Source organism: Kitasatospora sp. NPDC033851 (assembly GCF_055576085.1).
In genome coordinates, this window is the sequence record NZ_JBVIRL010000023.1 from 1 (window position 1) to 26,491 (window position 26,491).

Genomic DNA, 26,491 nt, shown 5'->3' on the forward strand with positions numbered 1-26,491 from the left:
CAAGACCCGCACCCTCTACGACGAGGCGACCGCCTGGTCACACCACGCCCAACCCATTGCCGCTTGACACCCAACGACATGGGGTGTCTGACCTGACCTGACCTGACCTGACCTGACCTGACCACTCCCGCCCCGGGCCGACCAAGGCAGCTCGGCGACGGCCGGCGCGGACCGGGCCCGACACCGGCCGCCCGCACCGGGGGCCGGTGCAGAGGGTGGGCGTCCGTCCGTGACGATCCGTCACCGTCCCACGGGGAAGGGAGCTCCCGCAGGTCCCGTCGCCATGGCCTGTCCGGATTCGTGAGACGTCTCAACCCGCAGGTCAGTGGCGTGTGAACAACTGAGACGTTGAGACAGCGGATCAAGGTTGCCGCCGTCGTGCGCCGCCCGACAGAGTGGGTGCCGCACCCCCTGGCCGCATGTGTCACTTCAGACCCGCGGGCGACGCCCGACGACGGCGAACCCCCGCACGCGGGACGGGCATCATGCATCGCCCGACACGCCTGCACATCAAGCACGCCTGCACATCAAGCACGGCGGCGCTCACGGTGCGCGGCAGCACCGCCATCACCCGGGGGATCCCTTGCGCCGACGCGGCGGACGGACGCCCATGGAGAAGAAGAGGAAAACCATGCGAAACGTACTCAAGAAGCTGGCAGCGACCGGCGTCGTCGCCGCCTCCGCGCTCGCCATGTCAATGGTCGGGGCCACGAGCGCCGAGGCCAACAGCCAGTACGGATGCCCGTACCCGTACGTGTGCATCTACGGCGGCGGAGGCTCGTCCTACCCGATCGTCGCGGAGTTCAAGGACGTCACCGACTACTTCCAGAACACCAACCACGGGGACGTCTGGTGGGTCGTCAACACCCGGAACCAGGACTACACCCACATCCAGCGGTCCGACGGCTTCGTCTTCTGCGTCCCGCCGAACGGCAACCTCGGTGGAGGAGGCACCATCACCGGGATCATGATCAGCAACGGCGGTTCGTGCTGACCCGGCTCTGACGCCACCGCCCCGGCCGGCGGGCCCCGGCCGGCGGCGCCGACCGTCGAGGTGTCGCGCCGCCAGGCACTCACCGGGTGCTGCTGATCCGCAGCGGTACCCCACACGGCGAGGCCCCGCCTGCCCGCCTGCCCGCCCGCCGACCCGTCGGGCGGGCGGGTGCGTTTCGGCCGGCGCGGCCGTGCCGGGGCGGCCGTGCCGGGGCGGCCTGGGCCCCGGTCGGTGGTCCGCACACCGGTGGGCGCAGGCGACCTGGCCTCGGCTAACCTCCCCCCTCGTGGACGATTCCCCCGAGCCCTCGACCCTGCGCGTCTTCGTGGCACTGGCGCCGCCCGACGACGCCAAGGACGAACTGGCCCGTGCCTTGCAGCCCGCCTACGCCAGGTACCCGCGGCTGCGGTGGAACCGGATCGAGGACTGGCACATCACCTTGGCCTTCCTCGGTGAACTGCCCTCCACGGCCCTGCCGTTGCTGCGGTCGGTGCTGGCCGGTTCGGCCGCGTCGCGCCCCGCCCTGCAGCTGGGCCTGCGCGGGGGCGGCCACTTCGACGAGCGACTGCTGTGGAGCGGGATCGACGGGGACCTGGAGGGACTGCACCTGCTCGCCACCGACGTCCGGGAGCTGGTCAGGTCCTGCGGGATCGAGTTCAGGGACCGCCCGCTGCGGCCCCACCTGACCCTGGCACGGTCCCGTCGCGACGATTCCACCAGTGTGCCGCTGGCCGCGGCCGGGCTCACCGGGTTCGTGGGCCGGCCGTGGCGGACCGAGCGACTTCACCTGGTCGGCAGCAACATCGGCCGCGGCCCCGGGCCGATCCGCTATCGCGACATCGAGGCGTGGCGATTCGCCGCCGCCGTCCGGACCGGAGGCGACGGCGCTCCCACCGAGCCGTAGCCGGCAGGCGGGCGCCCGCTGGGCGGAAGGTGACGGGCAGGGGGCGACGGAACCCTGCCCGGCTGCTCCGGCCCGCCACCACCGGCCCGCCACCACCGGCTCGTCGACGGCGCCGGACTGCCGACGAGCGCCCCGGCGGTGTTCACGCCCTGGCGGGGTTCACGCCCTGGCGGGGTTTCAGGGGATGCGGCTCGGGGAGGGCGCGAACGGAGCCCCGACGGCCCCGGGGACGAGCGGGCTGCCGGCTGCGGCGCTCTGGCACGTGCTGCAGGTGGTGCAGGTGTACCGGCCCGGCCGGCTGGGCGGGTACGGGGCGATGGTCATGTCGGAGGTGGCCAGGCCGCAGAAGGTGAGGGGGCTGCAGGCGCCGGAGGGTTCCGCGGGGGCCTGGTGCGCGCGGCGCACGGCGTTCTCGGGGTCTGCCGGTGTGCGGTCGGGCTGAAGGGCCCGAACGTTGGTCGGCGTATTCATTTCCAGCACGACGACGATGTCCATCTCCCTACGGTGGCCGCGGATGCGGCGGGCCGCACCCGTACGGTGGCATCCGGATGGACGGCGGCGTCGCCGCAGCCCTGCGCACCGGAGGCCGGGACCCTGTGCGAGGAAGGCGGGCAGCGGCCGGCCGGTGGCCCGTGTTCGCCGGCCGGAGTGCATTGCGCGGGCCCCTCGGTGCGTCCGGCCGACGGGGGAATCGGCGCGCCCTAGCGTGGGCCCGGAACGATCCGGCCGTACCGGCGCCGCGATCCTGGTCTTTCGGAGGCACCTCACTGTGACTGCCACAATCTCTGAGCTCACCGGGGACTACGTCCTCGACCCCGCCCACACCCGGATCGGCTTCGTCGCCCGTCACGCGATGGTGACCAAGGTCCGCGGCGCGTTCCACCGGTTCGAGGGCACCGCCCACCTGGACGGCACCGCGCCGGCCCGCTCCACTGCCGAGGTCGTGATCAAGGCGGAGAGCATCGACACCGGCGTCGAACAGCGCGACCAGCATCTGCGCACCAACGACTTCCTGGACGCTCCCAACTTCCCCGACATCACCTTCCGCAGCACCTCGGTCGAGCCGCGCTCCGATACCGAGTACCGCGTCACCGGTGATCTGACCATCAAGGACACCACCCGCCCGGTCACCATCGACTTCGAGTACACCGGCAACGTCGTCGACCCCTCCGGCGACCTGCGGGTCGGGCTGGAGGGATCGGTGACCATCTCCCGCAAGGAGTTCGGCGTGACCTGGAACGCGGCTTTGGAAGGCGGCGGCGTGCTGGTCGGCGACAAGATCGTCCTGGAGTTCGACATCTCCGCGATCAAGAAGGGTTAGCAACGACCGGCCCGCGGACCGGACCACCGAGCGGACCAGCGAGCGCATGCTGCCCGGCGGCCGGGTCGTGCGGACGGCCCCGTGCCGGCCCGGCCGCCCGGTCCCGCAGGTTCGGCGCAGTGACGGCATTGTTCTTGAATGAGCATTCATGTATCTTCGTCCCATGCCCAGGCCTCGCGAGTTCGAACCCGACGCCGTACTGAACGGAGCCATGCTGCGCTTCTGGAAGCGCGGCTACCGGGCCACCTCGATCGAGGACCTGGTGAAGGCGACCGGCGTGAAGCCGGGCAGCATCTACAGCGTCTTCCCCGGTGGCAAGCGGGCACTGTTCCTGAAGTCGCTGGAGCGCTACTCCCGGTTGGTCGTGCCGCAGAAGCTCGGCGAGCTGGAGGCGGCCGGCGCGGGCCTGGCGGAGCTGCGGGGCTACTTCGACGGACTGGTGCGGGACCTGCTCAGCCCGGAGGGGCGGCAGGGGTGCCTCCTGGTGAACACCGCGATCGAGGACGCAGCCGAGGACGACGAGGCCGCGGCCGTCGTCCGCGGTCACCTGGCCCGACTGGAGCGCTGCATGACCACGGCGCTGGAGAACGCCCGCCGTCGCGGGGAGGTCCGCGAAGCGGTGGACCCGGCCGGCAGTGCCAAGCTGCTGGTCGCGACGTGCCAGGGGTTGATGGTCGTCGGCAAGGCCAACCCGGACGAGGCGCTGCTGCGGGCCATCACGGACAACGCCTTCGCCGCCCTCGTCTGAGGGGCGGGCGGAGCGGACAAGGGCCACCGGACAGGGTGGCCCTTCTTTCGGCCCGATAGTTGAATCACCATTCAAGAACAGGAAGCGATCATGAAGGCCATCACCATCTCCGCCTACGGCGGCCCCGAGGTCCTCGCCGTCACCGAACTGCCCGACCCCGTGCCCGCCGCCGGCGAGGTGCTGATCCGCGTCAAGGCCATCGGCCTCAACCACGCCGAGGCGTACATGCGCGCGGGCGCCTGGGGCGAGGTCGCGCCCGTCACCGGGATCGAGTGCGCCGGAACCGTCGAATCCGACCCGTCCGGCGAACTCCCCACCGGCACCACGGTCGTGGCGATCCTCGGCGGCATGGGCCGCACCCGCAACGGCAGCTACGCGGAGCTCGTCACCGTACCCGCGACCAACGTGGTACCGGTCCGCTCCACCCTCGGCTGGGCCGACCTGGCAGCCGTCCCCGAGGTCTACGCGACCGCCTGGAGCGCCCTGTTCGGCACCCTGGAACTGCGCCCCGACGAGACGGTCCTGGTCCGCGGCGCCACCTCCTCGCTCGGCCAGGCCGCCGTCGACCTCGCCGTCGACCACGGCGCCCGCGTCCTCGCCACCACCCGCAACCCCGCCCACGCCCCCCTGCTCAGGGACCTCGGAGCCGAAGACGTACTCATCGACGACGGCCGCCTGAGCACCCGGGTCCGGGACCGCGGCATCCTCGTGGACGCCGTCCTCGACGTCGTCGGCAACAGCGTCCTGCGCGACTCGCTCGCCAGCGTCCGACCCCGCGGACGGGTCTGCCAGGTCGGCTTCCTCGGTGGCTTCGCACCGGTAGCCGACTTCGACCCCATCGCCGACCTTCCCAGCGGCGTCCGGCTCAGCTTCTTCGGCAGCGCCTTCGTCCTCGGCAGCCCCGAATTCCCGCTCTCCGACATACCGTTCGACGCCATCTACGCCAAGGTCGAGACGGGTGCCCTGCGCGGCCGCCCGACCCGGACCTTCCGCTTCGAGGAGATCGTCGAGGCCCACCGCGTGATGGAGAGCGGTCAGGCCCTCGGCAAGATGACCGTCACCGTCGACTGACCGCACCGCACCGCACCGCATCGCATCGTTGGCCGGCCGGCTGGGTGGGTGGCAGAACCCGTTGCCCGCTGTCGAGCCCCCGTGAGAGCATCAAGGTTCAATGGTCCGTCTCCTTCCGTTTACGCCTTGCCGCGCAAATGAAAGAGTGCGGGCCGTTGCCATGTCCACGATTTTGAGCAATCCACCAAGATCTGCGAATGGCAGGTACGGTTTGATGTACACGGCAGGGCCGGTAGAAGCCCGCATCGAGGATGCGAGCAACATCCTGGTTGCGCCTTCGGCGTTGCAGGATCATGACGTGGTCGGGGAATTCTTCGGGTCCACAATCACGCCGGAGGACCTTGCTTCCGGTTCGCCCGACCTCGCGCAGAAGACCGTCTACCTGTGTGGCGACATATCCGGGATCAGCGGCCGCCGACTGCGTGCGGCTGCCCGGGTGTTCGTCATCCGGGAGCTGTCGCACGGCTACCGCGAGGGCCTCGACGAACCTTGGACCTTCGTCGACCTCGGCCGGGTCCCCGTCCGCGTACACGGCGTCGGCGTGTACTACCGCCGCTTTTTCGGACTCGGCGCCGATCACTTCGGACGGATCCGTGCGGAGCACGCGTTCCAGTCCCTGACGGAGTCCACGAAGCCCGGAACGGCCCATCGCAGCGGAATCTATCTGACGCCCGTCACACGGAACGGCGACGAACTGCATTTCCGCCTGCTCCGGTGCTCCACGAATCTCTCGGGGCCGACCGAGGGCTTCCGCCCGACCGACACGCACATCGTCGAGGCTCTGAACCGCGAGGCCGCCGCCGTCTTCCGGGGGCAGGCGCCGCTGAATCACGTCCTCGCTCAGATCTACCACAACACCCTTGCCACGGCCGAGCGCAAGCAGTCCAAGGCCAAGATCTCGGCGCATGCCGACAAGACCAAGGACATGCCCGACAACGGCATCATGGCCTTCTGCACCTTCTATGACGGGCTCGACAAGCTGCAGCCCCTGGCCGAAGACGTCTTCGACCACGGGGTGAAGGGCGCCAGCGGGCTGACCAAACTCCACTTCCGCCTCAAGGAGCCGACCGAAGGCCGCGACGGGGTCGCGCTCCCCCCGCAGTTCACCCTGACCCTCTATCCCGGCTCCGTGTTCTTCATGCCGCTGTCCACCAATCGCCTGTACACGCATGAAATCCGGCCCTCGGCGTTGGACGCCGAGCTGCTCCCGACCCGCCTGGGGTACGTGGTGCGCTGTTCGAGCGCCGAAGCCGTTCACAAGAACGGCCACACGTTCCTCAAAGTGGCCGGGGATCTGGTGCAGCTGGGCCCACCCACACCGGCGGGAATGGCAGAGCTGCGCAGGCTGTACGCCGAGGAGAACAGGACCTCGTCCTTCATCGACTACGGCGACGAATTCCTCTTCAGTATGAACACGGGAGACTATGTTGCCCCCCAGGTCTAGGATCTCGGACGAGATCCTCTCGTGCGCTTTGCCGGCCGAGGACAATCTCTTTGCGGAACTGTCCGCGTCGGCTCGTCTGGAAGACGTAGGAAAAGGCCGGAGGGGCGCCGTACTCGCCAAGATCGACGAGGCGGGCGGTGTTCCTCTCGTACGGACGACCACTCGGTACGGCAGTCCGACGCAGCGTTTTCTGGCAGTGCATGAGCAGCTGGCGCAACGGATCCGGGAACGCGCGGCACTTTCGGTCGGCTTCAACAACGCTCTCATCGAGAGCTACACGAACGCCTACACGACCATGGGCAGCCATTCCGACCAGGCCCTCGATCTGGCCGACGAGTCGTTTATCGCCGTCTTCTCCTGCTACCGGCGTCCCGAAGCGGGCCCGCCGAGGAAGCTGGTCTTCGAATCGAAGGGGTCCGATGGCGAGAAGTTCGAGATCCCCCTCGCCCACAACAGTATCGTCGCGTTTTCCGTCGACTTGAATCGGCGGCTCAGGCATAGAATCGTATTGGACGCGCCCGCCCACGCGGCGGACAACCAGTGGCTGGGTGTAACCTTTCGAACGTCGAAGACCTTCGTTCGGTTTCGCGACGGACACGCATACCTCCCACAGGGTGTGCGCCTCATGTCGGCCGACGAGGAGCAGAGGCGCGAATTCTACCGACTACGGCGCCGTGAGAACACCGAAACGGACTTCGTTTATCCCCCGCTGACGTACACCATCAGCGAGAGCGATCTGATGCCGCCCGTCTGACCCTGTGCTCTTGTGAACAACCCTCGTTGTCGGCGGCACGGTGCGGCCCTCGTCCCGGCTTCCGCTCCGAATTGACGCTCCGTCAGGGCGGGGCCGACCCCGGCAGGGGGCGGGGTCCAACGGGTCCAACGGGTCCAACGGGTCCAAGGCGAAAGGCCGTTCGCGCAGCCGGTCACGGCCCCAGCAGGAGCTCCGCCGCCTCGGTGCGCAGGTACAGGACCGTGCGGCCGGTGCGGTGGCGGGCGAGGAGGCCCGCGTCGTGCAGGGCGCTCAGATGGTGGGACACGTTCGGGGCGGACAGGTCGGTGCGGGCGGCGAGTTCGGTGGTGGAGGCGGGGGAGTCCAGCTCGGCCAGCAGCAGGGCGCGGGTGCGGCCGAGCACCCGGGCCAGGCCCTCCGGCACCGGCGTGGCGGCCGCCTCCCACAGCGTGGCCACCCCGCGCGGCGGATAGACCAGGCCCGGCTGCCACGGCGGGTTCTGCTGCGAGAACACCCCCGGCCAGGCGAAGACCGTCGGCACCAGGACCAGGCCGCGTTCGCCGTCCAGACGGCGGTGCACCTCGACCCGGGAGTGGCCGATCCGCAGGGTGTCGCGCTCCCAGGACACCAACGGGTGCAGGTCGGCGAAGAGCTCCGCCGGCCCGCCCGCCGACATCTGCCGGGCACGCCGCAGGATCTCGCCCTCGGTCAGCCGCAGCATCCGCGGCCAGTGCGGGGCGATCGCGGCCTCCCAGTACGCCCTCACCTCGGCCGCGAGCCGGGCCAGTCCGGCCTCCGGATCGTGCGCCAACCCAGCCACCAGCGGGTGGAGTTCGCCCTGGATCCGGGCGATGTCCCGGCGCACCACGGCCGGATCGGTCGCGGCCAGCGCGGCCGTCTGCTGCCCGATCGTCAGGTCCGGGCCCTCCGGGACCGGCGTCAGGAAGTCCACCACGTACACCGTCGGCAGCCGGACCAGCGCCGACAGCAGCTCCCAGCCCACCCCCTCCAGCCGCTTCCGCGCCTGCCGCACCCAGGGCAGGTGCGCGGCCTGCCGGCCCGGATCCTTGAGCACCTCGACGCTCGTCGTGACCTCGCTCAGCGGGGACCGGGCGAAGCGCGTCCGGGCCAGGTCCTGCGCCGAGAACTCCCAGGTCAACACGGGCACCTCCGGTGAGCATTCGATCCTGATGGAATCAATGGGCGGCGATGATCATCCCAGGCAGCCTCGGACCATGACCACCGCCACCCCGCCCCTGCTGCGTGACCGCCTCGGCCTCCCCGCCACCACCGGACACGCCCGCCTGATCGGCGCCCACGTCGTCGACAGCCTCGGCACCGGGCTGATCCTCGCCTTCACCCTCGTCTACTTCGCCGACACCACCGGCCTGTCCGTCGCCGCCGTCGGCGCCGCCGTCTCCGCCGCTCGCCTGCTCGCCCTGCCCACCGCCGTCGCCGTCGGCCCGCTGCTCGACCGCTACGGCGCCCGGCCCGTCGCCACCGCCGGCAACGCGCTCTCCGCGCTCGCCTACGGCGGCTTCCTGCTCGCCCACCAGGCCTGGCAGATCGTGCTGGTCTGCCTGCTCGCCCAGATCGGCCAGGCCGCCTACTGGACCAGCAGCACCGGGCTGGTCGTCCTCGCCGCCGACGAGGGGGAGCGGCCGCGCTGGTTCGCCCTCGTGCAGACCCTGCGCAACGCCGGGCTCGGCCTCGGCGGGGCGCTCGCCGCCGTCCTGGCGGCCGGGGGCGGCAGCGGGGCGCTGCGGCTGCTCGTCGCCCTCAACGCGGTCAGCTACGCCCTCGCCGCGGCCCTGCTGGGCACCTGGCGGCCCGCGGAGACGGCTGACGCGGCGCGGACCCGGACCGAGGCACCCGCCGGCGGCCCCGTCACCCCCGACGGCCCCGGCGGCTACCGGGCGGTGCTGCGCGACCGGCGCTATCTGCTGCTGATCGCGATCAACCTGACCTTCGTCTTCGCCTCGATGATCCTGAGCATGCTGCTCGCCGTCTACCTCACCGAGGGCCTGCACCGCGACGCCTGGACGGCCGGCGCCCTGCTCGTCCTCAACGGCGTCCAGGTGGTGCTCACCCAGAGCGCCGTCGCCCGCCGGCTCGAACGCTTCCGCCCCACCCGGGTCGTCGCCGCCGGCGCCCTGCTCAACGCACTCGCCTTCGCCCTGTTCGCCCTCGTCGCCGCCGCCCCCGGCTGGGCCGTCCTCGGCGGCCTGTTCACCGCCATGGCCGTCTACAACCTCGCCGAGACCGTCGCCACCCCCTTCCGCGAGGACCTCAGCGTCTCCCTCGCCGACCCGCACCGGCGCGGCCGCTACCTCGCCCTCTACCAACTCTCCTGGAACGTCGGCCAGGCCGTCGCCCCCGGACTGCTCACCCTGCTGCTCACCCGGGCCGCCGTCCTGCCCTGGCTGTTCCTGCTGCTCCTGAGCATCGCCGCGGTGCCAGCCCTGGTACGGCTGGAACGCACCGCCTGACGGGCCGTTGTCCGCGGGCGAAAGCTCACGCCCGGGCGAGCTCCAGGACGGCGATCCCGCCGAGGACGGTGAGCGCGGCCGTCAGCCGCAGCCGTCCGAGGCGCTCGCGGAACACCACGGTGGCGATCAGCGCGGCGATCACGATGCTGGTCTCGCGAAGCGCCGCCACCGCCGCCAGGTTGCCCCGGGACTGCGCCCAGACCACCAGGCCGTACGCCGTCAGCGACAGCACCCCGCCGAGGATCCCGACCGGCAGCACCTTGCGCACCCCGGTGAGCAGGGTGCGGCCGCGCCGGGCCCAGACGACCGCGACGAGCGTCGGCCCCTGGAGCAGGAACAGCCAGGCCACGTAACCGCCGACGGTGCCGGCGTGCCGGACGCCGCTGCCGTCCAGCACCGTGTAGCCGGCGATCATCGTCCCGGTACCGGCGGCGGCCGCGAGAGCGGGCAGCTGCGCCCGCCCGGGTATGCCCTGGGCGAAGGCCAGCCCGATCAGCCCGCAGGAGATCACCACCACACCCACCAGCTCGCCCGCCCCCAGGTGCTGGCCGAGCACCGTCACCGACAGCAGCGCGACCAGCAGCGGCGCCGAGCCGCGGGCGATCGGGTACATCTGCCCGAAGTCGCCCAGCTGGTACGCCCGCAGCAGCAGGACCGTCGAGATCGTCTGGATCACCGTGGAGGCCAGCAGGTACGGCCAGGCCGCGGCGGCCGGCAGCGGGTTGACCGCGACCAGCACCAGGGCGCAGGCGGTGTAGGTCAGGTTGATCAGCGCGAAGCCGACCATCTTGTCCGGGATCCGGTGCGCCAGCCCGTTCCACACGGCGTGCAGCACGGCGGCCGTGAGCACGACCAGCGGCACGGCCGGCCCGATTTCTGACATGGCGAAGCTCCCCTCCCGTCAGCCTGCCGGATTCCGGCGGGCCTGGAACTGAATTCCACGCTACCCTAGATCCATGGAAGAACGTTCCGAATTTTTCACGCCCCTGGAATCCCAGCTGGCCGCGCAGATCCGGGCCCGGCTCGGCGAGCTGCGCGGCACGGAGGCGAGGGTCGCCCAGGTGGTGCTGGACCGGGGCACCGCCCTGGTGCACCTGAGCGTCAGCGACGTCGCGGCGCTGGCCGGGACGGCCCCCTCCTCGGTGGTCCGGGCCTGCCAGCGGCTCGGCTTCCGCGGCTTCCAGGAGCTCAAGATCGCCGCCGCCCTGCACGCCCCCGCCGCTCACGCCCCCGCCCCGGGGCCGGCCGCGGACCCCGACGACCTGGCCGCCCGGGCGCTCGCCGACACCCTGCGCGCCGCCCGGGAGGCCCTGGAGGGCATCACCGCCACGCTCGGCCCGGACGACCTGCGCGCAGCCGCCGAACTGCTGAACGGCGCCCCCCGGGTGCTCCTGGTCGGCGCCGGGCTGTCCGGCGCGGTGGTGCTCGACCTCGCCTACCGACTGCGCGCGCTCGGCCTGCTGGTGGACGCCCCGGCCGACTCGATGACCGCCCAGCTGGTGGCCGCCGGACTCCCACCGGGCGCCGTCTGCCTGGCCGTCAGCCACACCGGTGGCACCCACAGCGTGGTGGCCGCCGCCCGCAGCGCCCGGGCGGCCGGGGCCGAGGTGCTGGCGCTCACTAGCTACGCCCGCTCGCCGCTCACCGAGACGGCGACCTGCACCCTGATCGCGGGCGGCCAGGACCTGGTCTTCGGCCTGGAGACCACGGCCAGCCGGCTCGCCCACCTGGCCGCCGTGGACGCGCTCGCCCAGACCCTGCTGGCGCTGCGCGGACCGAGCGCGGAGCAGGCCCTGCGGCTTGCCGCGGACGTCTGCGCGGACTACGTGTACTAGGGCCTGTCCGGCCGATCTTGTGGGCCGCTAGGCTCGCTCTTCCGGGAAAAGGGGTGAATCGCACGTGCACGAGCGAGGGGCAGGCAAGACAGGCCGACGTGTCCTGGTCGGTTACGGAGTGCTGGTTGCGGCCATGGCCGTCTGGACCGCCCTGGAGCCCTGGGGCAGCGACCCACTCGATACCTCGCACGCGCTGCCCGCAATCGGCCTTTCGGTGATAGCACTGCCGTCGGTGGCTCCACTCGTTGCCCTTGGCGTTGGAGGTGCGGTCGGAGGGGGCGTGTTCCTCCTGCTCGTTGTCCTGTTGGCCTGGGCGGAGGCGGCGACCGTTTGGTGGGGCCTCGGCCTCCTCCGCTCTCGTCGCCAGAACGCGCTCTAGCGGCCGTGCGTGGGCTGCCTGGGACAGGCCTGGGACAGGCGGCGGCCGCCTGCACGCAGGCGGGCGCTGCTGTGCGGCGGCGCGAGTGCGGTTGGTGGCCGCAGGAAGGTGGCATCCATCGCGGCGAGGCGCCCCGCGATTCGCCGCGGGAGGGACTGCCGCAGCTTCCGACGGCCGAGATGCCTTGGAGGCCCGTACCCCTGCGGGGTACGGGCCTCCAAGGCATCTCAGGGCGAGCGGGGTGTAAGGGCCCGGCTCGGTCGTCTCCACCGGGCCGGGTGGAGATGCCCGGCGGTAGTGGTCGACTGGTTGTGTGTCAGGCGCCGGCGGCGATGCGGCCGTAGTCGGTCCAGCCGCCGTGGCCGTCTCCGCCGTTGTTGGCGTAGGCGTTGACGGAGCCATTGGGGTTGGTGACGAGGTAGTCGGCGCGGCCGTCGCCGGTGATGTCTGCGAGGACTACGGCGTTCTGGTTGGTGGTGAGTCCAGTGGCTGTCTGGCCGTAGTCGGTCCAGCCGCCATGGCCGTCTCCGCCGTTGTTGATGTAGGTGCCGATGGCGCCGTTGGGGTTGATGACGTTGTAGTCGGCCTTGCCGTCGCCGTTGATGTCCGCCAGGCGGATCCGGCTCAGGTCGCCGGTCAGCCCGCTGGCGATCTGCCCGTCGTCGACCCAGCCGCCGGAGTTGTCGCCACCGCGGTTGAGGTAGGCGTGGATGCCGCCGTTGCCGTCCAGCAGGCAGTAGTCCGTGCGGCCGTCGCCGTCGATGTCCGCGAACCGCACCCGGCTGGAATCCGTGGTCAGGCCGGTCGCGACCCGGCCGATGTCCTGCCAGTTCCCGTGCCCGTCCTGGTTCAGGTAGACCTGCACCGAACCGTCAGGGTTGACCAGGATGTAGTCGGCCTTGCCGTCGCCGTTCATGTCCGCGAACCGCACCCGGCTGGAATCCGTGGTCAGGCCGGTCGCCATCTGGCCGTAGTCCTGCCAGCCCCCGTGCCCGTCTGTGCCCGTGTTCACGTACACGTGCACCGAGCCATCAGGATTGATGATCCAGTAGTCGGCCCTGCCGTCCCCGTTGAAGTCCGCCCACCGGACACGACCCGTCCCCGCCTCCGTACCCGCCTGGTGTGCGGCGGGGCGGTGCGCGAGTCCGTCGGTGACGGCATGGTCCAGCCCCTGGAAGAAGACACCGGCTATCCGGCTGTAGCCGGCGTCGTTCGGGTGTAGGCGGTCGTTCATCTCGGTGGACCCCAGGGCCGGGGGATCGAGGAAGCGGAACTTCTGCCCGGACAGTGCCCCGTACTGCAGTGCCTTGATGTCCGCGTTGTAGACCTGGGCACCGGTCTGGAGGTTCGCCGTGGTGGGGATCAGCCCCTGGGCCAGGACGGTAACGCCGGGCCGGTCGGCGAAGATTTGGTTGGCCAGGTCGGTAAACGCGGCGGCGGCACGGTTCGCGGCCGCCACCTTGTCGGGATCGGGGTCGCGGTCGAGGTCGTTGGTGCCGATGTGCAGCAGAACGACGTCGGGGGTGGCTGCGGAAAGCCAGGCGTCGATGCCGGCGCGGATGTCGCCGACGCGGTATCCGCTGTGGCCGTCGTTGTCCGGATCCGGGACGTTGCCGAAACTCTGAGAACCGACATAGTCGACGGTGTACCGGGACTGTGCCGCAATGGCGTTCCACAGCGGAAGGCGGTAGCCCGCGCCGGTCGAGCTGCCGGCACCGGCGGTGATGGAGTCACCCAGCGGCATCACCCGGAGAGGGGCGGTCGTGGGCGTTGCCGCGTGCGCGGCTGACGCCGTGAGGAGGTGGCCGGAGAGGAGCGCCAGTGCGGCGAGTCCAGCCTGTGCGAAGCGTTTCATCGGAGTCGAGAAGGCCTTCGTGACTTTGGCGGGCAGGGGACGTCAGGCGCCGGCGGCGATGCGGCCGTAGTCGGTCCAGCCGCCGTGGCCGTCTCCGCCGTTGTTGGCGTAGGCGTTGACGGAGCCATTGGGGTTGGTGACGAGGTAGTCGGCGCGGCCGTCGCCGGTGATGTCTGCGAGGACTACGGCGTTCTGGTTGGTGGTGAGTCCAGTGGCTGTCTGGCCGTAGTCGGTCCAGCCGCCATGGCCGTCTCCGCCGTTGTTGATGTAGGTGCCGATGGCGCCGTTGGGGTTGATGACGTTGTAGTCGGCCTTGCCGTCGCCGTTGATGTCCGCCAGGCGGATCCGGCTCAGGTCGCCGGTCAGCCCGCTGGCGATCTGCCCGTCGTCGACCCAGCCGCCGGAGTTGTCGCCACCGCGGTTGAGGTAGGCGTGGATGCCGCCGTTGCCGTCCAGCAGGCAGTAGTCCGTGCGGCCGTCGCCGTCGATGTCCGCGAACCGCACCCGGCTGGAATCCGTGGTCAGGCCGGTCGCGACCCGGCCGATGTCCTGCCAGTTCCCGTGCCCGTCCTGGTTCAGGTAGACCTGCACCGAACCGTCAGGGTTGACCAGGATGTAGTCGGCCTTGCCGTCGCCGTTCATGTCCGCGAACCGCACCCGGCTGGAATCCGTGGTCAGGCCGGTCGCCATCTGGCCGTAGTCCTGCCAGCCCCCGTGCCCGTCTGTGCCCGTGTTCACGTACACGTGCACCGAGCCATCAGGATTGATGATCCAGTAGTCGGCCCTGCCGTCCCCGTTGAAGTCCGCCCACCGGACACGACCCGTCCCCGCCTCCGTACCCGCCCGGGCGTTGTGGACGCCACCGATGAGCTGCGCGTGCGCCATCGCATTCTCAGGTGGGAAGCCGATGCTGCCGTCTATCGTGCCGGTGCTGCTCGCCCGGTACGTGACACCGAGGATCTCCGGCAGGTAGACCCTCGGTGATTCGCAGTAGGTAACGAAAAAGCCGCACGATGCGTCCTTCCCGACAATGCCGCTGTTCCCGTTGTCTCCCGAAAGGCCGACGTCAGGAGTCAGCATCCCCTTGCCCGCATCACACTTCATGATGGCGTAGGCATAGATCTGCCCGCTATCACGACCCATCACCACACTGTTGACACAGTTCGGGCCCAAGCTCGTGAACGGCGCGCCGTAGGCGGTCGTGGTCTCGGCAGCCGCCACCGCGGTGGAGCCGAAAGCCGCTGCTACCGCTCCGACCGCCACCAAGACAGCCCGCAAACTCTTTCGCATAGTAAATTTCCCCCGTTTCAAGAAATGTGGTGCCCAGAGGGGCATGCAAATATCGTTTCTCAGTTTGCACCCCTGGGGCCGTACTGGTAGAGCAGAATTACCGGTTCCGACGCGTCGATGACCCGGATGCAGGGCGAAATGCGGCGGAAGTGGCCGCCAGGGCGATCTCCCCCCATGGACACGGCGGGTCGGCGCGCCGGGTCGTGACCGGTGGCGCGGCCCAAGCCTGGCAGAGCGCTGCCGCTGCGCCTTGGCGTAGAGTCGCGACGCCTTGGCTTTGCGTCCACTGTCGGCAGCCCGTCCGCCGGCGGACGCAGGCGAGTCGTAGGGCGCCGCCGAAGCCGCCCGCAGCCACGGTTCATACGTGGGGAGCGCGTGGTGGCCGGACCGCCGGCCGCCGTTCACGGCCGGGCCGCTGATACGACCCCGCCGAAAGCGTTGTGGAACAGGAACGGCCTTGCCACGTGGGCAGGGAGAGAACCGCTTGGGGGCGGAGATGTCGGTCGTGGTGGAGAGCGTGTCCAGGGGCGACGGCCTGTCGGGGCCGGAGTGTTTCGAGTTCTGGCGCGATGCGATGGGGCAGTCCCGGGCGGCCGAGATGACCAGCGACCACGTCGACACCTTCACGGCGCAGGTGCGGCGGGTGGAGCTGGGCCCGGTGGTCCTGTTGGGGACCTCGTTCCCGTCGATCCGGGTCAGGCGCACCGAGCGGATGATCCGGCGCTGCGACGAGGAGGTGTACCACCTGACGATGCTGACGGAAGGCGGCGGCCGGTTGCTCGGGCACCGCACGGGCGGCGTTCGGACGCTCGGGGCCGGCGATCTGCACCTGGTCAGCAGCTCCCGTCCGTACGACTCGCACTTCGTCGGCCTGCCCGGCCCTGGAGCGGGGGAGGCGCAGGGGCGGGTGAACGGGCTGGGCCTGGACCTGCCCGCGTCGCTGCTGCCCGTCTCCCGGGACAGGCTGCGCGACCTGCACGGGCGGGGGCTGTCGGCCCGGGAGGGCGCCGGCGCGCTGCTGGCGCAGTTCCTGACCGGCCTGGACCGGCAGGCGGCGGCTCTCGCGCCGGCCGAGGCCGACCGGCTGGGAGCGGTGGTGGTCGACCTGGTGGCGGCCTGGATCGCCCGGGAGCTCGACGCCGAGGCGGCGCTGCCCGAGGACACCCGGCACCGGGCCATGCTGCGCAGCGTCCGGGAGTTCGTCCGGCGCAACCTCCACGACCCTGCCCTGACGCCCCCGGTGATCGCGGCCGCCCACCATGTCTCGCTCAGCCACCTGCACCGCCTGTTCACGCAGGACGCGCAGGGTGAGACCCTGGCGGCGTTCATCCGCCGGCAGCGTCTGAGGAAGGCCTACCGCGACCTCGCGGATCCCGCCCTGCACGCCGTGCCGATCCATGTCATCGCCGCACGCTGCGGCATCGCCCAGGCCTCGGCGTTCACGCGTGCGTTCAGGGCCGCCCACGGGATCTCGCCCAGCGAACACCGCCACCGGGCGATGTCCGAGCCCGCTCCCCCGCCGAGGGCCGCGACGGGGGAAGAGGCAACGCGCTGACTGTCGCGTCCGGCCGCCCTGCTGCTGTCACCGAGGTGGTGTGTCGGGTGTGGAGCGGAGGGCTGTCGTGTTCGTCGGGGATCGTCCTGGTGGGTCTGCCGATCGGCCGTGTGAGGCCAGGGGTGTTGCGTCCGGGGGGCTGGGACACCGGGTGCGGGAGGTCGGTGTCGTGCCGGCGTGGGGAGGTGTGTACGTCGCGCGTGCGGGCCGGGTGGTGCGGGTCAGAGCCAGCCTTTCTGGGTGGCTTTGATGCCGGCTTCGAAGCGGCTGGTGGCGCCGAGGCGTTCCATGATGGAGGGCATGTGGCGGCCGACGGTACGGGTGGAGATGCCGAGGCGTTGGCCGGCGGTGTCGTCGGTGGTTCCGGTGGCCAGCAGGCGCAGGAGGTGTCGTTCGGTGGGGGTGAGGCCGGTTTCGGGGTCGCCCGGTCGGGTGGCGCCGAGGGGGACGGCGGTGTTCCAGGCCTGTTCGAAGAGGTCGGTGAGGGCGGTGATGATGCCGGGTTCGGTGATGTGGAGGGCGCCTTTGCGGTTGTCGGTGGGGTCGATGGGGACGAGGGCCTGGGTGCGGTCGGTGATGATCAGGCGGTGGGGGACGGTGGGGACGGTGGGGGACGGTGGGGGTGGTGCGGACTTCGCCGCCGTGGCTGATCAGCCATTGGGCGTAGGTGGCGGTGTGGGGCTGGTGGCGGGTGGCGTCCTGGTAGAGGGTGCGCATGGCGACGCCGCGGGCGAGGACTTCGGTGTCGGCGGGGCGTGAGGCGTCGAGGTCCGCGGGGTGCTGGGTGCCGGGTTGGACGGCGAGGACCTCGAAGGCGGCTGTGCGGCCCATGTGTTCGAGGCGGGCGTGGATGGCGTCCATGCCCAGGAGGTGTTCGCCGTGGGCGGCGCGGTGTTCGGCGCGGTCGGCGACCATGCGGGTGACGGCGGCGCGGGAGGCGGCGAGGGTGGCCTGGCGGGCGGCGAGGTCGGCTTCCTGACGGGCGACCATGTCGGCGAGTCCGATGGCGGGGTCGACGGCGCGCATCTGTCCGGGGCGGTCGGCGGAGGCGCGTACCAGTATGAGCCGGCCGAGCTCGTCGAGGCTGTCGTGGACCTGGACCGCGGTCAGGGCGCAGCGGGCGGCGAGCTGGTCCACGTCGTCGGAGGGGTGGTCGAGCATGGCGGTGTAGACCGCCACGGCCGTCGTCGACAGGCCGAGTGCCTCCAGCATGTGGTCTCCCGTGGTGCAGCTGCGCCGGCGGCCGGACGGCCGTCCTTCCGGGGCGGACGATTTTCGATGGCAGGATCGGCCGAGCCTGTCAGAGCGCCGTCACCGCGCCTTGACGTGGAGTCCCAACGGCTTGGCTTTGCGTCCACTGTCGGCCGCCCCACCCAACGGCGGACGCGGACGGTTCGGGGGGCGTCGCCGAGGCGGCCGGTCCGCCTCGGCGGCTCGTTCCTTCGTGGGCGGCTCCGAGCCGTCGACGGGCCCGGCGGTGACGTCCGTCGGTGTCAGCCGCAGGTGTGTCCGGCTTCCTCTGCCTGCTGTCCTAGGTTCTGTCCGCGCGATCATGGGCGGAGCCAGATGACCAGGGCCGCGACTGTGACGGTGCCGAGAAAGATGTACACGCGCTTGTCGTACCTGGTCGCGACGGCGCGGAAGTTCTTCAACTTGTTGATCGCGCGCTCGACGACGTTGCGCTTCTTGTAGCGCTCCTTGTCGAATCCGGGTGGCCGGCCGCCGGCGCCTCCGCGCTTGCGGCGGTTCGCCGCCTGGTCCGCCTTCTCGGGGATGACGTGTCGGATCGCCCGCCGTCGCAGGTAGCGGCGGGTCCGGCGATTGCTGTACGCCTTATCGGCGCTGACGCTGTCGGGCGTGGTGCGTGGTGCGTGGACGGCCGGCCGCCAGGCGTGGAACCCGGATCTTGTCCATGACGGGCTCGAACTGGGTGCAGTCGGCGCGTTGTCCCGGGGTGATGACCAGGGACAACAGCCGGCACCGGCCTTCCGCGCTCAGGTGGAGCTTGGTGGTGTGGCCGCCCCGGGACCGTCCGAGGGCCTCGCCGGCCGCACCACCGCCACCAGGCAGTTGAACAGTTCCGTCCACACCTGAGCGTTCCGGATCGCGTGCGCGGCGCCCCCTTTGAAGACTGGTGCTGCGTGGCGGGCTCCGGCCGCGTGGTGGTGCGCGCGGACCGAGGTGGAGTCGACGGAGATGTCCCAGTCGATCCCGCCAGCGGCATCCGCCTCCGCCTGGACCCGCTGGAGCAGGCGCTCCCATGTCCCATCCGCTGACCAGCGGCGATGCCGCTCATGGACCGTCTTCCACGGACCGTAGCGCTCCGGAAGGTCGCGCCACGGCACGCCAGTCCGCGCCCGGTACACGATGCCGTCGATGACCTGACGGTGGTCCCGCCACCTGCCACAACGCCCGTTGCTCACAGGCAGCAGCGGTCGAAGCCGCTCCCACTGACCATCGGTCAGATCACCCCTACTCCCCATAGTCGTATCAACGACTCAACTGATCGGCAGGACACGGCCTAGGGCATCCCTGGCAAGTGAGACGAATTTCCGCCCAACGAGGCGTTGGTGGATTGCGTTCTGACGCAAGGTCGGAACGTGTCATCGGCGAGGTCCTCATTCGGCCGAACCAGCCGAATATCACCCATGCAGGGCGCGCCGGAACGGAGGACAGGCCGGGTCCAGCCCGGATGCCGGCAACCCCTCCGTACCCCAGTCGTGTACGACAGGTGGCGACATCCGAGGCAGGTCACGCGGGTGTGGTTGGCTTCGCACGGGTGAGTTCCACCCACCGGCTCACCTCGTCGGCGTGGCTGCCTGCGGCTGTTGCCTCCGCGACAGCCGCGACGGCCTCGGGCGTCGGCCCACCGCTGCGGAAGAGCAGGGCAAGCGGCCAGGACGGAGTGCTCGGCTGCCCGCTGTCGAACGCGTTCCAGCACCAGGGAGCGTCGAACCTCCACGCCCGCCCGTCGCGGTCGACGACCTCGTCGCCGGTCTCCAGGAACGCGTAAGGGCGGAAGAGCAGTTCGAGCTGGAACGGCACACCGCCGGCCGGGTCGATCTCGTAACCCTGCTCCTCGAGCCTGGCGTCATAGGACTCGCCCTGCCGCAGGACGTCGAGGTAGGTCGTAGGTCGTGGCAGCCAGCCTGTCTCCAGAGGCGGATCGAAACGGTGGACCGCCAGGACGTGCACCACGGTCGGGGGGATCCCCACCAGGCACCTGTCGCCGGCCTTCAGCGTGTCCTCCGCCGGCCTCGTCCGGAAGTACTCGCTCTTCCAGTCGTCGTCCGCGGGCGTCGGAAGCGCCACCTCGCCGTTCCACTCGATCCAGTCCGCCGCAGTGTCGATCTCCCACCACGGCCAGCGCACCGAGACGTGGTACCGGGAGACCCCGGTGACCGTGACCTCGGTGAACGGGCATCCCATTCTCAACACGTCGCCCGAACGGTACCGAGTGCCGTCAACGCCGCGAGCGCCGGCTCCGGCTGATGCCGCCTGACTGTCCACGATGCCTCCCCCTGAGTTCGCGAAGCGATCATCACAGAGGTGGGAAGCGATCTCAAAGGGCTGGGACGTCGCCGGCCGGCCCCTCTCGTGAACACCCGCTGTCGCCGCCGGTGCGCCGCAGTGCGCGGGGACGGGACGGTGTTCGCGGAAGCGGGGGGAGCCATAGCTTTGAGCAATTTGGCCGGCAAGTGCCGCTGACCGCCTCGCTAGACTTCGCGCACGCCATGCCGCAAGCATGGCCGTGACGCCGGGGAGGGCCCGTGACGCAAAGCGCCGTCCGACAGATATCGAAGCGCGGACGACGGAATCGCCTGACCGCCGTGGCTGCTGTAGCCGTTCTCGGTGGCGGCTTCGCGATCAACGCATGGATGAACCGGGGCCCGGAAACCAAGGTCCACGAAGGCCCCGTGGCCGGCTACCCGCTGCTGGTCAGCTCGGACGGCCAGACCCTGACACTCAGCATCGGCTGGGCTGCGAGAAGCAACCCGAGCTCGTGGCCCGCGAGTCCGCCAACGCGGTGAAGATCTCCCTACGGCACACAGTTCCCCCGGGGTTCTGCGACGATGGCGGCTACGGACAGATCACCACCCATCTGAACAAACCGCTCGGAACCGAGACGCTGAACGACGCCACCGGCAAGCCCGCCGTCCACTTCGAGGAGCGCAACCTCCTCCGGCCCGCGTTCCTGCCGGAGAACTACTACCCCTACCCTGCGGGCGAGATGGTCCAGTTGCCCGGCCTGGCCTCCCTTCCGACCGACACCCCCGCCTGGGCCGTCGGGTACACGCTGGGCACAGGGGCCGACGTGCAGGGGAGCCTGATCATCAGCCAGATCCCCCGGAACAGCACGCCGCCGGACGGCCGGGCCGCCACAGTCAAGGGCCACCCCGCGACCATCACGCCACCGAACCCTCAGAACGGTCCCCGTTCGCTGACATGGTCGGACGGGACCTATACCTTCGTCGTCACCACCGGCGCCCCACCGCGGCTCTCGGACGCGGAACTCATCCGCGTTGCCGAGAGCCTCGGCAGCTGACACCACACGGACGAGGTCTGGTGGGGCCGTTCACCGGACTGGCCCCACCAGCCTGCCGCGTTCGGTCCCTGGCCGACCGTCTACGGCAGGTCCCGGGGGCGGGCTGACCGGCAAGGTCCGCCTCGCCGTCGAACCTGCCATCGGCGGGCCGACGATCGCGTGGGTGGGGCGGCGGTCCGGCGCGAGGCCGGGTCGTCGAGGTCGCCGGCTGTCCTGGCGGCGATGGAAGACGATGGAATCGGCCGTGAAGAGTGGCTCACCTGGCCTGTCGACGGGTTGATGCGGAAGCGGTCCGCCCATGCCCTGGGCGGACCGCTTCGGCGTCATCGCGGTGAGGTCGTCACAGGCCGACCTCCGACGAGCACCGCCGGAACGGGATCGGGGGGAACCAGCCGACGGTGTCGTTGCCGCAGACGTGGACGCTCGTGATCCGCTCGTGGTACTTGACCGCGCCCGCCTCGTTCTTCCCGAGTTGCAGCTCCCGTACCTGACCGGAGGCGGTCTTCGCGTAGGCGGTCGCTCCGTTGAAGCGGGTGCCGGTGGACATCCAGATCCAGCCGTCCGAGCAGTTGTCCACCTGGACCTGGACGTCGTAGAAGCGCAGAGGGCGGGTGCAGCCCGCGGTGGCGGCGGTGCCCGCCGAGGCCGGGGTGGCCGACACGGCGGTCAGCGCGGCCACGGCGAGGCCGAGGGTGGCGGCCGTCTTCGGCAGCTTGCCCGACAGGAAGTTCATGTGTGACTCCAAGATTGCATTCCGAGGTGTCTGCTCGCGCAGTGGTTCAAGTGTTCTCCAGACGGCACACGTGTGGCATCAGTCATTTGACTGCTGGGTGTGTATACGTATGTCCGCTTCGAGGATCGGAGGTGACGGCTCGGAGCAACTCGGAGTGAACCCGGCACGTGAGACACCCGCACTGCGCATGACCTCGGGCTCGCCGCCGCCGGCTACGGCCCACCCCTGCCACGCCTCGTCGTCGCGCCGCCGCCCGGGGAACCCGTCGGAACTCCACTGGCCAGGGAGCCCGGTGCCTGCGGTCGGCTGATCGCGCGGCTCGGCTGGGGCCCTTCGGCATCGAGCAAGTCCCAGGGTAGGTTCACTCCCGCCGGCGGTGGCCGGCGGTAACAACGGTGCGAGGGAGTGGAATGCCGCACGAGTCGGATGTTCAGGAAGGTGATGACGTGCGGGTTACCGGGGGCCCGTTTACGGACTTCACGGGTCCCGTGTTGGCCGTCGACCATGCTCGGGGCCGCATTCAGTTGACGGTGGACATCCTCGGCGATGTGACCAGGATCGACATTCCCCTGTCGGATGTTGTGAGAGTCGTCTGAGCCTGTCGCTTCACCGCATTTCGAACGGTCGGCCTGCCGGTCACTCGTCCGGGTGTCCCGCGGCCGACCGACCGCCCGCCCGTCCGCCGCCCGTCCGCGCGCCCGTCAGGCCGTCAGGCGGAGAAGGCGGCGATGAGCTTGTCGGTGAGGCGGTCGAGGTAGTCGGGGGCGGTCGGGGTGTGGGTGACGGCGAGGCGCCAGTAGAGCGGGCCGGCGAGGAGGTCGAGTGCGAGTTCGCGGTCCACGTCGGCGGGGAGTTCGCCGCGCTCGATCGCCCGTTCCAGGATCCGCGTGGCCTTGGTGCGGCGGGTGTCGCGGACGGTGGTGAAGAGCGCCTCGGCCAGCTCGGGGCTGCGTCCGCCCTCGGCGATCAGGTCGGGGATGATCCTTGCGGGAAGTCGCTGGTTCAGCGCGTCGGCGACGTCCGTGAGGAAGGCGAGGACGTCGCCGCGCAGGGTTCCGGTGTCGGTGGTCCCGGAGGCGTCGACGGCGACGGCGGAGACCAGGTCGACGGTCATGTCCAGCTTGGACGTCCAGCGGCGGTAGATGGCGGCCTTGCCCGCGCCGGCGCGCTTGGCGACGGCCTCCAGGGACAGCCGCGCGTAGCCGGCCGACGCCAGTTCCTCGAAGAAGGCGGCGGCGATCGCCTCGGTGACCGAGTCCTGGAGTACGGGTCCGCCGGGTAGCCGGCGCCCGGGGGCAGGGGCAGGGGCAGGGGCAAGGGCAGGGGCAGGCGTCGCGGAGGGCGGCTGTGGTGCGGGAGAGCTGGACATGTCCCGAATCTACACGAGACGGAACGGTTGCGTCTCGACTCGGTGCGGCCTATCGTCGATCCCGAAGCCGAGACGGAACCGTTCCGTCTCGATAGCGGTCTGGGGTGCACCATGCGATTCCTGTACGAGGACGAGTCGTTCTCCTTCGAGGCCCTGCGCGCGGCCGGCTTCGCCAACGACGGCGGCGCCGACCTGGGCGAGGTCCTGACCACCCTGCGCAACGTCGCCGAGGGCGACGAGGAGGCCTGGCTGCGCGAGTGGACGAACACCGCCCGGCGCGTCCACGCCATCGGCACCCGCGCCCTGACGGCCGGCCACAGGGTCAGCGCCCGCGAAGCCCTGCTGCGCGCGTCGAACTACTACCGCACCGCCGAGTTCTACCGCCGCGACGACCCCGCCCACGACCCCGAGGTCAAGACCCTCTCCGCACTGTCCCGCGAGACCTTCGCGACCGCCGCGTCGCTGATGGACACTCCCGTCGAGGCCCTCCGCATCCCCTACGAGGACACCACCCTGCCCGGCTACCTCTTCCTCGTCGACGACTCCGGCGCCCCCCGCCCGACCGTCATCTTCACCAGCGGCTTCGACTCCACCCTGGAAGAGGCCTACTTCGTCATCGGCGCCGCCGCGCTGCGCCGCGGCTACAACGTGCTGGCCTACGACGGGCCCGGCCAGGGCGCGGCGCTGCGCGAGCAAGGGCTCGTCTTCCGTCCGGACTGGGAGGCCGTGGTCACCCCGGTGGTCGACCACGCGCTCACCCGGCCCGAGATCGCCCCCGACCGGCTCGCGCTGCTGGGCTACAGCCTCGGCGGCTACCTCACCGCCCGCGCCGCCGCCCACGAACACCGCCTGGCCGCCCTGGTCCTGGACGACGGGCTCTACGACTACCACGACGCCCACACCCGGCTCATGCCCCCGTTCCTGCGGGAATGGATCGAGGCCGGCCGCGACGACCTCGCCGACCCCGTCGCGAGCCTGCTCATGCAGGGCAGCACCCAGCTCCGCTGGGCCCTGCGCAACGGCGTGTGGGCGTTCGGCGCCGACTCCGTCGCGGACTACATCCGCCGCACCGCCGACTACACCCTCGACGGCGTCGCCCACCTCATCGACTGCCCGACCCTCATCCTGGACGCCGAGGACGACCAGTTCTTCCACGGCCAGCCCCAGCGCGTCCGGGCCGCACTGACCTGCCCCCACACGCTGGTCACCCTCCCCGAGGCCGAAGGCGCGGGCGAGCACTGCCACATGGGGGCGATGTCCCGCTTCCAGCAGGTCACCTTCGACTGGCTCGACACCACCCTGGCCCCGACCGTCAGGCCCGCCGCCTGACGACAGCAGGTGGGGCCAGGCGGCGCGGGTCATGGTGCGGGTCAGGCGCTGCGGGCCCGGAGGTGGGCGCGCTCGCCCTGGTGCCCGAAGAGGACGAGGAGTTCGACGCTCCGGTCGCCGTCCGGGCCGAGCCGGTGCGGTACGTGGGTGTCGAGCTCGGCGGCCTCGCCCGCCGTGAGGACCACGCTCCGGTCACCCAGCAGCAGGCGCAGGCGGCCGGAGAGCACGTAGACCCACTCGAACCCCTCATGGGTCTCCAGCCGGGAGAGGGTGCTCTCGTCGATCCCGGTCAGCTCGGCGAGTTCCGCCGGCGTCATCCTGCGCCGGCGGCGCATCTCCGCGGATTGCGTCATGCGTGGCGACCGCCATCAGAACAGCCGCCGGACAGCCGCGGCGCGCACAATCGGTCGTCACACAGGCGGCCACCCAACCGCGAGCGGCGCCGGCGAGCCGGTACCCCACAGCGGTGGCGGCGGACGGTTCGGGGCGCGGGGACGGGGGGCCGAGCGGGCCGCTCCCTGCGGCCGGCACCCGGCCGCGGTGGGACCCCGGCCCTGGACGCGGCGGCGACGCGGCGTGCCGATACGATCCCCCTCGCCGCGCACGCAGGTGCGAGGGCGGGGGGCTGGAGGCGCGGCGCGCCCGCGCGGTGCCCTCGTCCGCGCCCGGTGCCCGCCGAGGACCGCTCGGATCCGGGCAGGCGGCCCAACCCCTCCCGCTAGGAAAGCAGTTCATGGTTTTCGTGCTCATCGCCGTGCTCGTGGTCGTCGCGGGCAAGGTCATCGTCTCGCGGGTCTCCCGGGAACGCCGCAGCCGCAGGGAGGCCGAGCTGCGGCAGGGGCTGGTCCCGCGCGAGCAGCTGGTGCTGCAGGGCGACGAGCCGTCCGCCGAGCTGGCGGCCGTGCTCGACGCGGCCCGGGCCGGTGACTGGCGCCCGGTAGCCGCGTACCTGGGCGAGGCCGAGGGCAGCGGTGACGCGTACCGGCGCTGGATGCGGATGGCGCCGCTGAGTGCGGCGGCGGCGCAGGACGACCACTGGCTGCGGCTGTGGCGCGAGGAGGAGCCGCGCAACGCGGCGGCCGCCCTGCTGCAGACCGATGCGCTGGTCCGGCTCGCCTGGGAGATCCGCACCGCCAAGTACGCCTCCGAGGTGACCCGGGAGCAGGCCGGCGGGTTCCTCCGGGTCCTGCGCGAGGCGGAGCAGGCCGCACGGGAGGCCGTCGAGCTGGCGCCGGCCGGGGACCCCAACCCCTGGGTGGCGCAGATCGCCATTGCCATGGGACTGGGCTGGTCGCACGAGGACTTCCGTGAGCTCTGGGCCGCGGTGGTGGCCCGTGATCCGCACCACCTGCGGGCGCACGAGGGCGCGCTGCAGTACTGGTGCGCCAAGTGGCACGGCAGCCACGAGCTGATGCACGCCTTCGTCGACGCCGCGCTCGCGGACGCGCCGCCCGGCGGCCTGCTGACCAACCTGAGGGTGCAGGCGCTGTTCGAACAGAACACCCGTGACAAGGCACCGGCGGCCGCCTACCGGACGCCGGAGTTCACCGCCGCCGTGGACGCCCTGCTCGCCGACCTGGCGCAGGCCGATCCGGCGCATCCGCAGCTCCAGGGCGCCCGGGGCTGGGCCGCCTGGTCACTGGTCATGAACGCCCGGGTGGCGCCGGCACTGGAGCTGTTCCGGGTGATGGGTCGCGAGGTGGCCGGCCCCTGGCTCTCCTACGACGACCCGCAGACGGCCTTCGACCGGATGCGCGAGATCGCCGTCCGGGCGATCGCCCGGGCGAAGGCCTGACACACGCCCCGGCGCGGTCCGGTGGCCGAAGCAGCGGCCTGGTACGTCGAGCGGGCCGCCGCGGGTGCCGGCCCGCCTTCGGAGCGCCGGTGGCAGGCCAT

The 26,491-nt window shown here is 71.1% G+C and carries 24 protein-coding genes and 1 pseudogene; 14 read left to right on the forward strand and 11 right to left on the reverse strand.

Going from position 1 to position 26,491, the window contains the following annotated elements:
• The first annotated feature begins 631 nt into the window (after positions 1–631).
• Positions 632–994 (forward strand): hypothetical protein, encoded by a 363-nt coding sequence (locus ACZ51D_RS33020; RefSeq protein WP_360508977.1) that lies wholly within the window; start codon positions 632–634, stop codon positions 992–994.
• A 286-nt stretch (positions 995–1,280) separates the two neighbouring features.
• The gene (gene thpR / locus ACZ51D_RS33025) at positions 1,281–1,898 is read left to right on the forward strand and encodes an RNA 2',3'-cyclic phosphodiesterase (RefSeq protein WP_465664325.1); all 618 of its coding nucleotides are present in this window, start codon (positions 1,281–1,283) and stop codon (positions 1,896–1,898) included.
• Positions 1,899–2,075: 177 nt separating this feature from the next.
• Here the strand turns inward: thpR and ACZ51D_RS33030 are convergent, their stop codons facing one another.
• The gene (locus ACZ51D_RS33030; RefSeq protein ID WP_465622441.1) at positions 2,076–2,393 is read right to left on the reverse strand and encodes a hypothetical protein; all 318 of its coding nucleotides are present in this window, start codon (positions 2,391–2,393) and stop codon (positions 2,076–2,078) included.
• Positions 2,394–2,667: 274 nt separating this feature from the next.
• Between ACZ51D_RS33030 and ACZ51D_RS33035 the strand changes: the two genes are divergently transcribed.
• From ACZ51D_RS33035 to ACZ51D_RS33055, 5 genes are all read left to right on the forward strand, one after another.
• A complete protein-coding gene (locus ACZ51D_RS33035; RefSeq protein WP_465622440.1) occupies positions 2,668–3,219 on the forward strand; it encodes a YceI family protein in 552 nt (183 codons plus the stop codon).
• A gap of 163 nt (positions 3,220–3,382) precedes the next feature.
• Positions 3,383–3,967 carry a TetR/AcrR family transcriptional regulator gene (locus tag ACZ51D_RS33040; RefSeq protein WP_465664326.1) on the forward strand — a complete coding sequence of 195 codons (585 nt, stop codon included), beginning with the start codon at positions 3,383–3,385 and terminating at the stop codon, positions 3,965–3,967.
• A 90-nt stretch (positions 3,968–4,057) separates the two neighbouring features.
• The gene (locus ACZ51D_RS33045; protein WP_465664327.1) at positions 4,058–5,038 is read left to right on the forward strand and encodes a zinc-binding dehydrogenase; all 981 of its coding nucleotides are present in this window, start codon (positions 4,058–4,060) and stop codon (positions 5,036–5,038) included.
• Positions 5,039–5,252: 214 nt separating this feature from the next.
• Entirely contained in the window at positions 5,253–6,482 is a 1,230-nt protein-coding gene (locus tag ACZ51D_RS33050; RefSeq protein ID WP_465664328.1) for a hypothetical protein, read from the forward strand.
• The gene (locus tag ACZ51D_RS33055) at positions 6,466–7,236 is read left to right on the forward strand and encodes an alpha-ketoglutarate-dependent dioxygenase AlkB (protein ID WP_465622581.1); all 771 of its coding nucleotides are present in this window, start codon (positions 6,466–6,468) and stop codon (positions 7,234–7,236) included. The genes ACZ51D_RS33050 and ACZ51D_RS33055 overlap by 17 nt, the downstream gene beginning before the upstream one ends.
• Before the next feature lie 172 nt (positions 7,237–7,408).
• On the opposite strand, the gene ACZ51D_RS33060 is transcribed toward ACZ51D_RS33055, so the two are convergent.
• Positions 7,409–8,383 carry an ArsR/SmtB family transcription factor gene (locus ACZ51D_RS33060; protein WP_465664329.1) on the reverse strand — a complete coding sequence of 325 codons (975 nt, stop codon included), beginning with the start codon at positions 8,381–8,383 and terminating at the stop codon, positions 7,409–7,411.
• Positions 8,384–8,450: 67 nt separating this feature from the next.
• On the opposite strand from ACZ51D_RS33060, the gene ACZ51D_RS33065 reads away from it, so the two are divergent.
• The gene (locus ACZ51D_RS33065) at positions 8,451–9,704 is read left to right on the forward strand and encodes an MFS transporter (protein ID WP_465664330.1); all 1,254 of its coding nucleotides are present in this window, start codon (positions 8,451–8,453) and stop codon (positions 9,702–9,704) included.
• 25 nt (positions 9,705–9,729) lie between these two features.
• Here the strand turns inward: ACZ51D_RS33065 and ACZ51D_RS33070 are convergent, their stop codons facing one another.
• Positions 9,730–10,587 (reverse strand): EamA family transporter, encoded by an 858-nt coding sequence (locus ACZ51D_RS33070; protein WP_465622433.1) that lies wholly within the window; start codon positions 10,585–10,587, stop codon positions 9,730–9,732.
• 73 nt (positions 10,588–10,660) lie between these two features.
• Between ACZ51D_RS33070 and ACZ51D_RS33075 the strand changes: the two genes are divergently transcribed.
• Complete coding sequence (locus ACZ51D_RS33075) at positions 10,661–11,539, forward strand: MurR/RpiR family transcriptional regulator (RefSeq protein WP_465664331.1); 879 nt, start codon at positions 10,661–10,663, stop codon at positions 11,537–11,539.
• A 695-nt stretch (positions 11,540–12,234) separates the two neighbouring features.
• On the opposite strand, the gene ACZ51D_RS33080 is transcribed toward ACZ51D_RS33075, so the two are convergent.
• Positions 12,235–13,773 carry an FG-GAP-like repeat-containing protein gene (locus ACZ51D_RS33080; protein ID WP_465664332.1) on the reverse strand — a complete coding sequence of 513 codons (1,539 nt, stop codon included), beginning with the start codon at positions 13,771–13,773 and terminating at the stop codon, positions 12,235–12,237.
• A 42-nt stretch (positions 13,774–13,815) separates the two neighbouring features.
• The gene (locus ACZ51D_RS33085) at positions 13,816–15,063 is read right to left on the reverse strand and encodes an FG-GAP repeat domain-containing protein (protein WP_465664333.1); all 1,248 of its coding nucleotides are present in this window, start codon (positions 15,061–15,063) and stop codon (positions 13,816–13,818) included.
• 496 nt (positions 15,064–15,559) lie between these two features.
• Between ACZ51D_RS33085 and ACZ51D_RS33090 the strand changes: the two genes are divergently transcribed.
• Positions 15,560–16,618 carry a helix-turn-helix transcriptional regulator gene (locus ACZ51D_RS33090; RefSeq protein WP_465664378.1) on the forward strand — a complete coding sequence of 353 codons (1,059 nt, stop codon included), beginning with the start codon at positions 15,560–15,562 and terminating at the stop codon, positions 16,616–16,618.
• Positions 16,619–16,839: 221 nt separating this feature from the next.
• Here ACZ51D_RS33090 and ACZ51D_RS33095 read toward each other — a convergent pair whose 3' ends face one another.
• The 3 genes and pseudogenes from ACZ51D_RS33095 to ACZ51D_RS33105 form a co-directional block, all read right to left on the reverse strand.
• Entirely contained in the window at positions 16,840–17,202 is a 363-nt protein-coding gene (locus ACZ51D_RS33095; RefSeq protein ID WP_465664379.1) for a response regulator transcription factor, read from the reverse strand.
• A 966-nt stretch (positions 17,203–18,168) separates the two neighbouring features.
• Positions 18,169–19,101: pseudogene (locus ACZ51D_RS33100) on the reverse strand (IS5 family transposase).
• A 268-nt stretch (positions 19,102–19,369) separates the two neighbouring features.
• Positions 19,370–20,047: a hypothetical protein gene (locus ACZ51D_RS33105; protein WP_465664380.1), complete on the reverse strand. Its 678-nt coding sequence runs from the start codon at positions 20,045–20,047 to the stop codon at positions 19,370–19,372.
• A 574-nt stretch (positions 20,048–20,621) separates the two neighbouring features.
• On the opposite strand from ACZ51D_RS33105, the gene ACZ51D_RS33110 reads away from it, so the two are divergent.
• Complete coding sequence (locus tag ACZ51D_RS33110) at positions 20,622–21,164, forward strand: hypothetical protein (RefSeq protein WP_465664334.1); 543 nt, start codon at positions 20,622–20,624, stop codon at positions 21,162–21,164.
• Positions 21,165–21,504: 340 nt separating this feature from the next.
• Here ACZ51D_RS33110 and ACZ51D_RS33115 read toward each other — a convergent pair whose 3' ends face one another.
• On the reverse strand, positions 21,505–21,897 hold the full coding sequence (locus ACZ51D_RS33115) for a hypothetical protein (protein ID WP_465622427.1): 393 nt from the start codon (positions 21,895–21,897) through the stop codon (positions 21,505–21,507).
• Between the two features lie 410 nt (positions 21,898–22,307).
• Between ACZ51D_RS33115 and ACZ51D_RS33120 the strand changes: the two genes are divergently transcribed.
• On the forward strand, positions 22,308–22,493 hold the full coding sequence (locus tag ACZ51D_RS33120; protein ID WP_465664335.1) for a KOW motif-containing protein: 186 nt from the start codon (positions 22,308–22,310) through the stop codon (positions 22,491–22,493).
• 113 nt (positions 22,494–22,606) lie between these two features.
• On the opposite strand, the gene ACZ51D_RS33125 is transcribed toward ACZ51D_RS33120, so the two are convergent.
• Positions 22,607–23,266: a TetR-like C-terminal domain-containing protein gene (locus ACZ51D_RS33125; protein ID WP_465622425.1), complete on the reverse strand. Its 660-nt coding sequence runs from the start codon at positions 23,264–23,266 to the stop codon at positions 22,607–22,609.
• A gap of 111 nt (positions 23,267–23,377) precedes the next feature.
• Between ACZ51D_RS33125 and ACZ51D_RS33130 the strand changes: the two genes are divergently transcribed.
• A complete protein-coding gene (locus ACZ51D_RS33130; protein ID WP_465664336.1) occupies positions 23,378–24,595 on the forward strand; it encodes an alpha/beta hydrolase family protein in 1,218 nt (405 codons plus the stop codon).
• A 41-nt stretch (positions 24,596–24,636) separates the two neighbouring features.
• On the opposite strand, the gene ACZ51D_RS33135 is transcribed toward ACZ51D_RS33130, so the two are convergent.
• A complete protein-coding gene (locus tag ACZ51D_RS33135; RefSeq protein WP_465664337.1) occupies positions 24,637–24,948 on the reverse strand; it encodes a cupin domain-containing protein in 312 nt (103 codons plus the stop codon).
• A gap of 380 nt (positions 24,949–25,328) precedes the next feature.
• Here ACZ51D_RS33135 and ACZ51D_RS33140 point away from each other — a divergent pair, with 380 nt between their 5' ends.
• A complete protein-coding gene (locus ACZ51D_RS33140) occupies positions 25,329–26,390 on the forward strand; it encodes a hypothetical protein (RefSeq protein ID WP_465664338.1) in 1,062 nt (353 codons plus the stop codon).
• Positions 26,391–26,491: the final 101 nt, after the last annotated feature.

Bases quoted from the DNA above. Each gene is read 5' to 3' on its own strand.
- ACZ51D_RS33020 (WP_360508977.1), top strand. From the start codon at position 632: ATGCGAAACGTACTCAAGAAGCTGGCAGCGACCGGCGTCGTCGCCGCC.
- ACZ51D_RS33030 (WP_465622441.1), bottom strand. From the start codon at position 2,393: ATGGACATCGTCGTCGTGCTGGAAATGAATACGCCGACCAACGTTCGG.
- ACZ51D_RS33040 (WP_465664326.1), top strand. From the start codon at position 3,383: ATGCCCAGGCCTCGCGAGTTCGAACCCGACGCCGTACTGAACGGAGCC.
- ACZ51D_RS33045 (WP_465664327.1), top strand. From the start codon at position 4,058: ATGAAGGCCATCACCATCTCCGCCTACGGCGGCCCCGAGGTCCTCGCC.
- ACZ51D_RS33050 (WP_465664328.1), top strand. From the start codon at position 5,253: ATGTACACGGCAGGGCCGGTAGAAGCCCGCATCGAGGATGCGAGCAAC.
- ACZ51D_RS33065 (WP_465664330.1), top strand. From the start codon at position 8,451: ATGACCACCGCCACCCCGCCCCTGCTGCGTGACCGCCTCGGCCTCCCC.
- ACZ51D_RS33070 (WP_465622433.1), bottom strand. From the start codon at position 10,587: ATGTCAGAAATCGGGCCGGCCGTGCCGCTGGTCGTGCTCACGGCCGCC.
- ACZ51D_RS33075 (WP_465664331.1), top strand. From the start codon at position 10,661: ATGGAAGAACGTTCCGAATTTTTCACGCCCCTGGAATCCCAGCTGGCC.
- ACZ51D_RS33080 (WP_465664332.1), bottom strand. From the start codon at position 13,773: ATGAAACGCTTCGCACAGGCTGGACTCGCCGCACTGGCGCTCCTCTCC.
- ACZ51D_RS33085 (WP_465664333.1), bottom strand. From the start codon at position 15,063: ATGCGAAAGAGTTTGCGGGCTGTCTTGGTGGCGGTCGGAGCGGTAGCA.
- ACZ51D_RS33090 (WP_465664378.1), top strand. From the start codon at position 15,560: ATGTCGGTCGTGGTGGAGAGCGTGTCCAGGGGCGACGGCCTGTCGGGG.
- ACZ51D_RS33105 (WP_465664380.1), bottom strand. From the start codon at position 20,047: ATGGGATGCCCGTTCACCGAGGTCACGGTCACCGGGGTCTCCCGGTAC.
- ACZ51D_RS33115 (WP_465622427.1), bottom strand. From the start codon at position 21,897: ATGAACTTCCTGTCGGGCAAGCTGCCGAAGACGGCCGCCACCCTCGGC.
- ACZ51D_RS33120 (WP_465664335.1), top strand. From the start codon at position 22,308: ATGCCGCACGAGTCGGATGTTCAGGAAGGTGATGACGTGCGGGTTACC.
- ACZ51D_RS33125 (WP_465622425.1), bottom strand. From the start codon at position 23,266: ATGTCCAGCTCTCCCGCACCACAGCCGCCCTCCGCGACGCCTGCCCCT.
- ACZ51D_RS33130 (WP_465664336.1), top strand. From the start codon at position 23,378: ATGCGATTCCTGTACGAGGACGAGTCGTTCTCCTTCGAGGCCCTGCGC.
- ACZ51D_RS33135 (WP_465664337.1), bottom strand. From the start codon at position 24,948: ATGACGCAATCCGCGGAGATGCGCCGCCGGCGCAGGATGACGCCGGCG.
- ACZ51D_RS33140 (WP_465664338.1), top strand. From the start codon at position 25,329: ATGGTTTTCGTGCTCATCGCCGTGCTCGTGGTCGTCGCGGGCAAGGTC.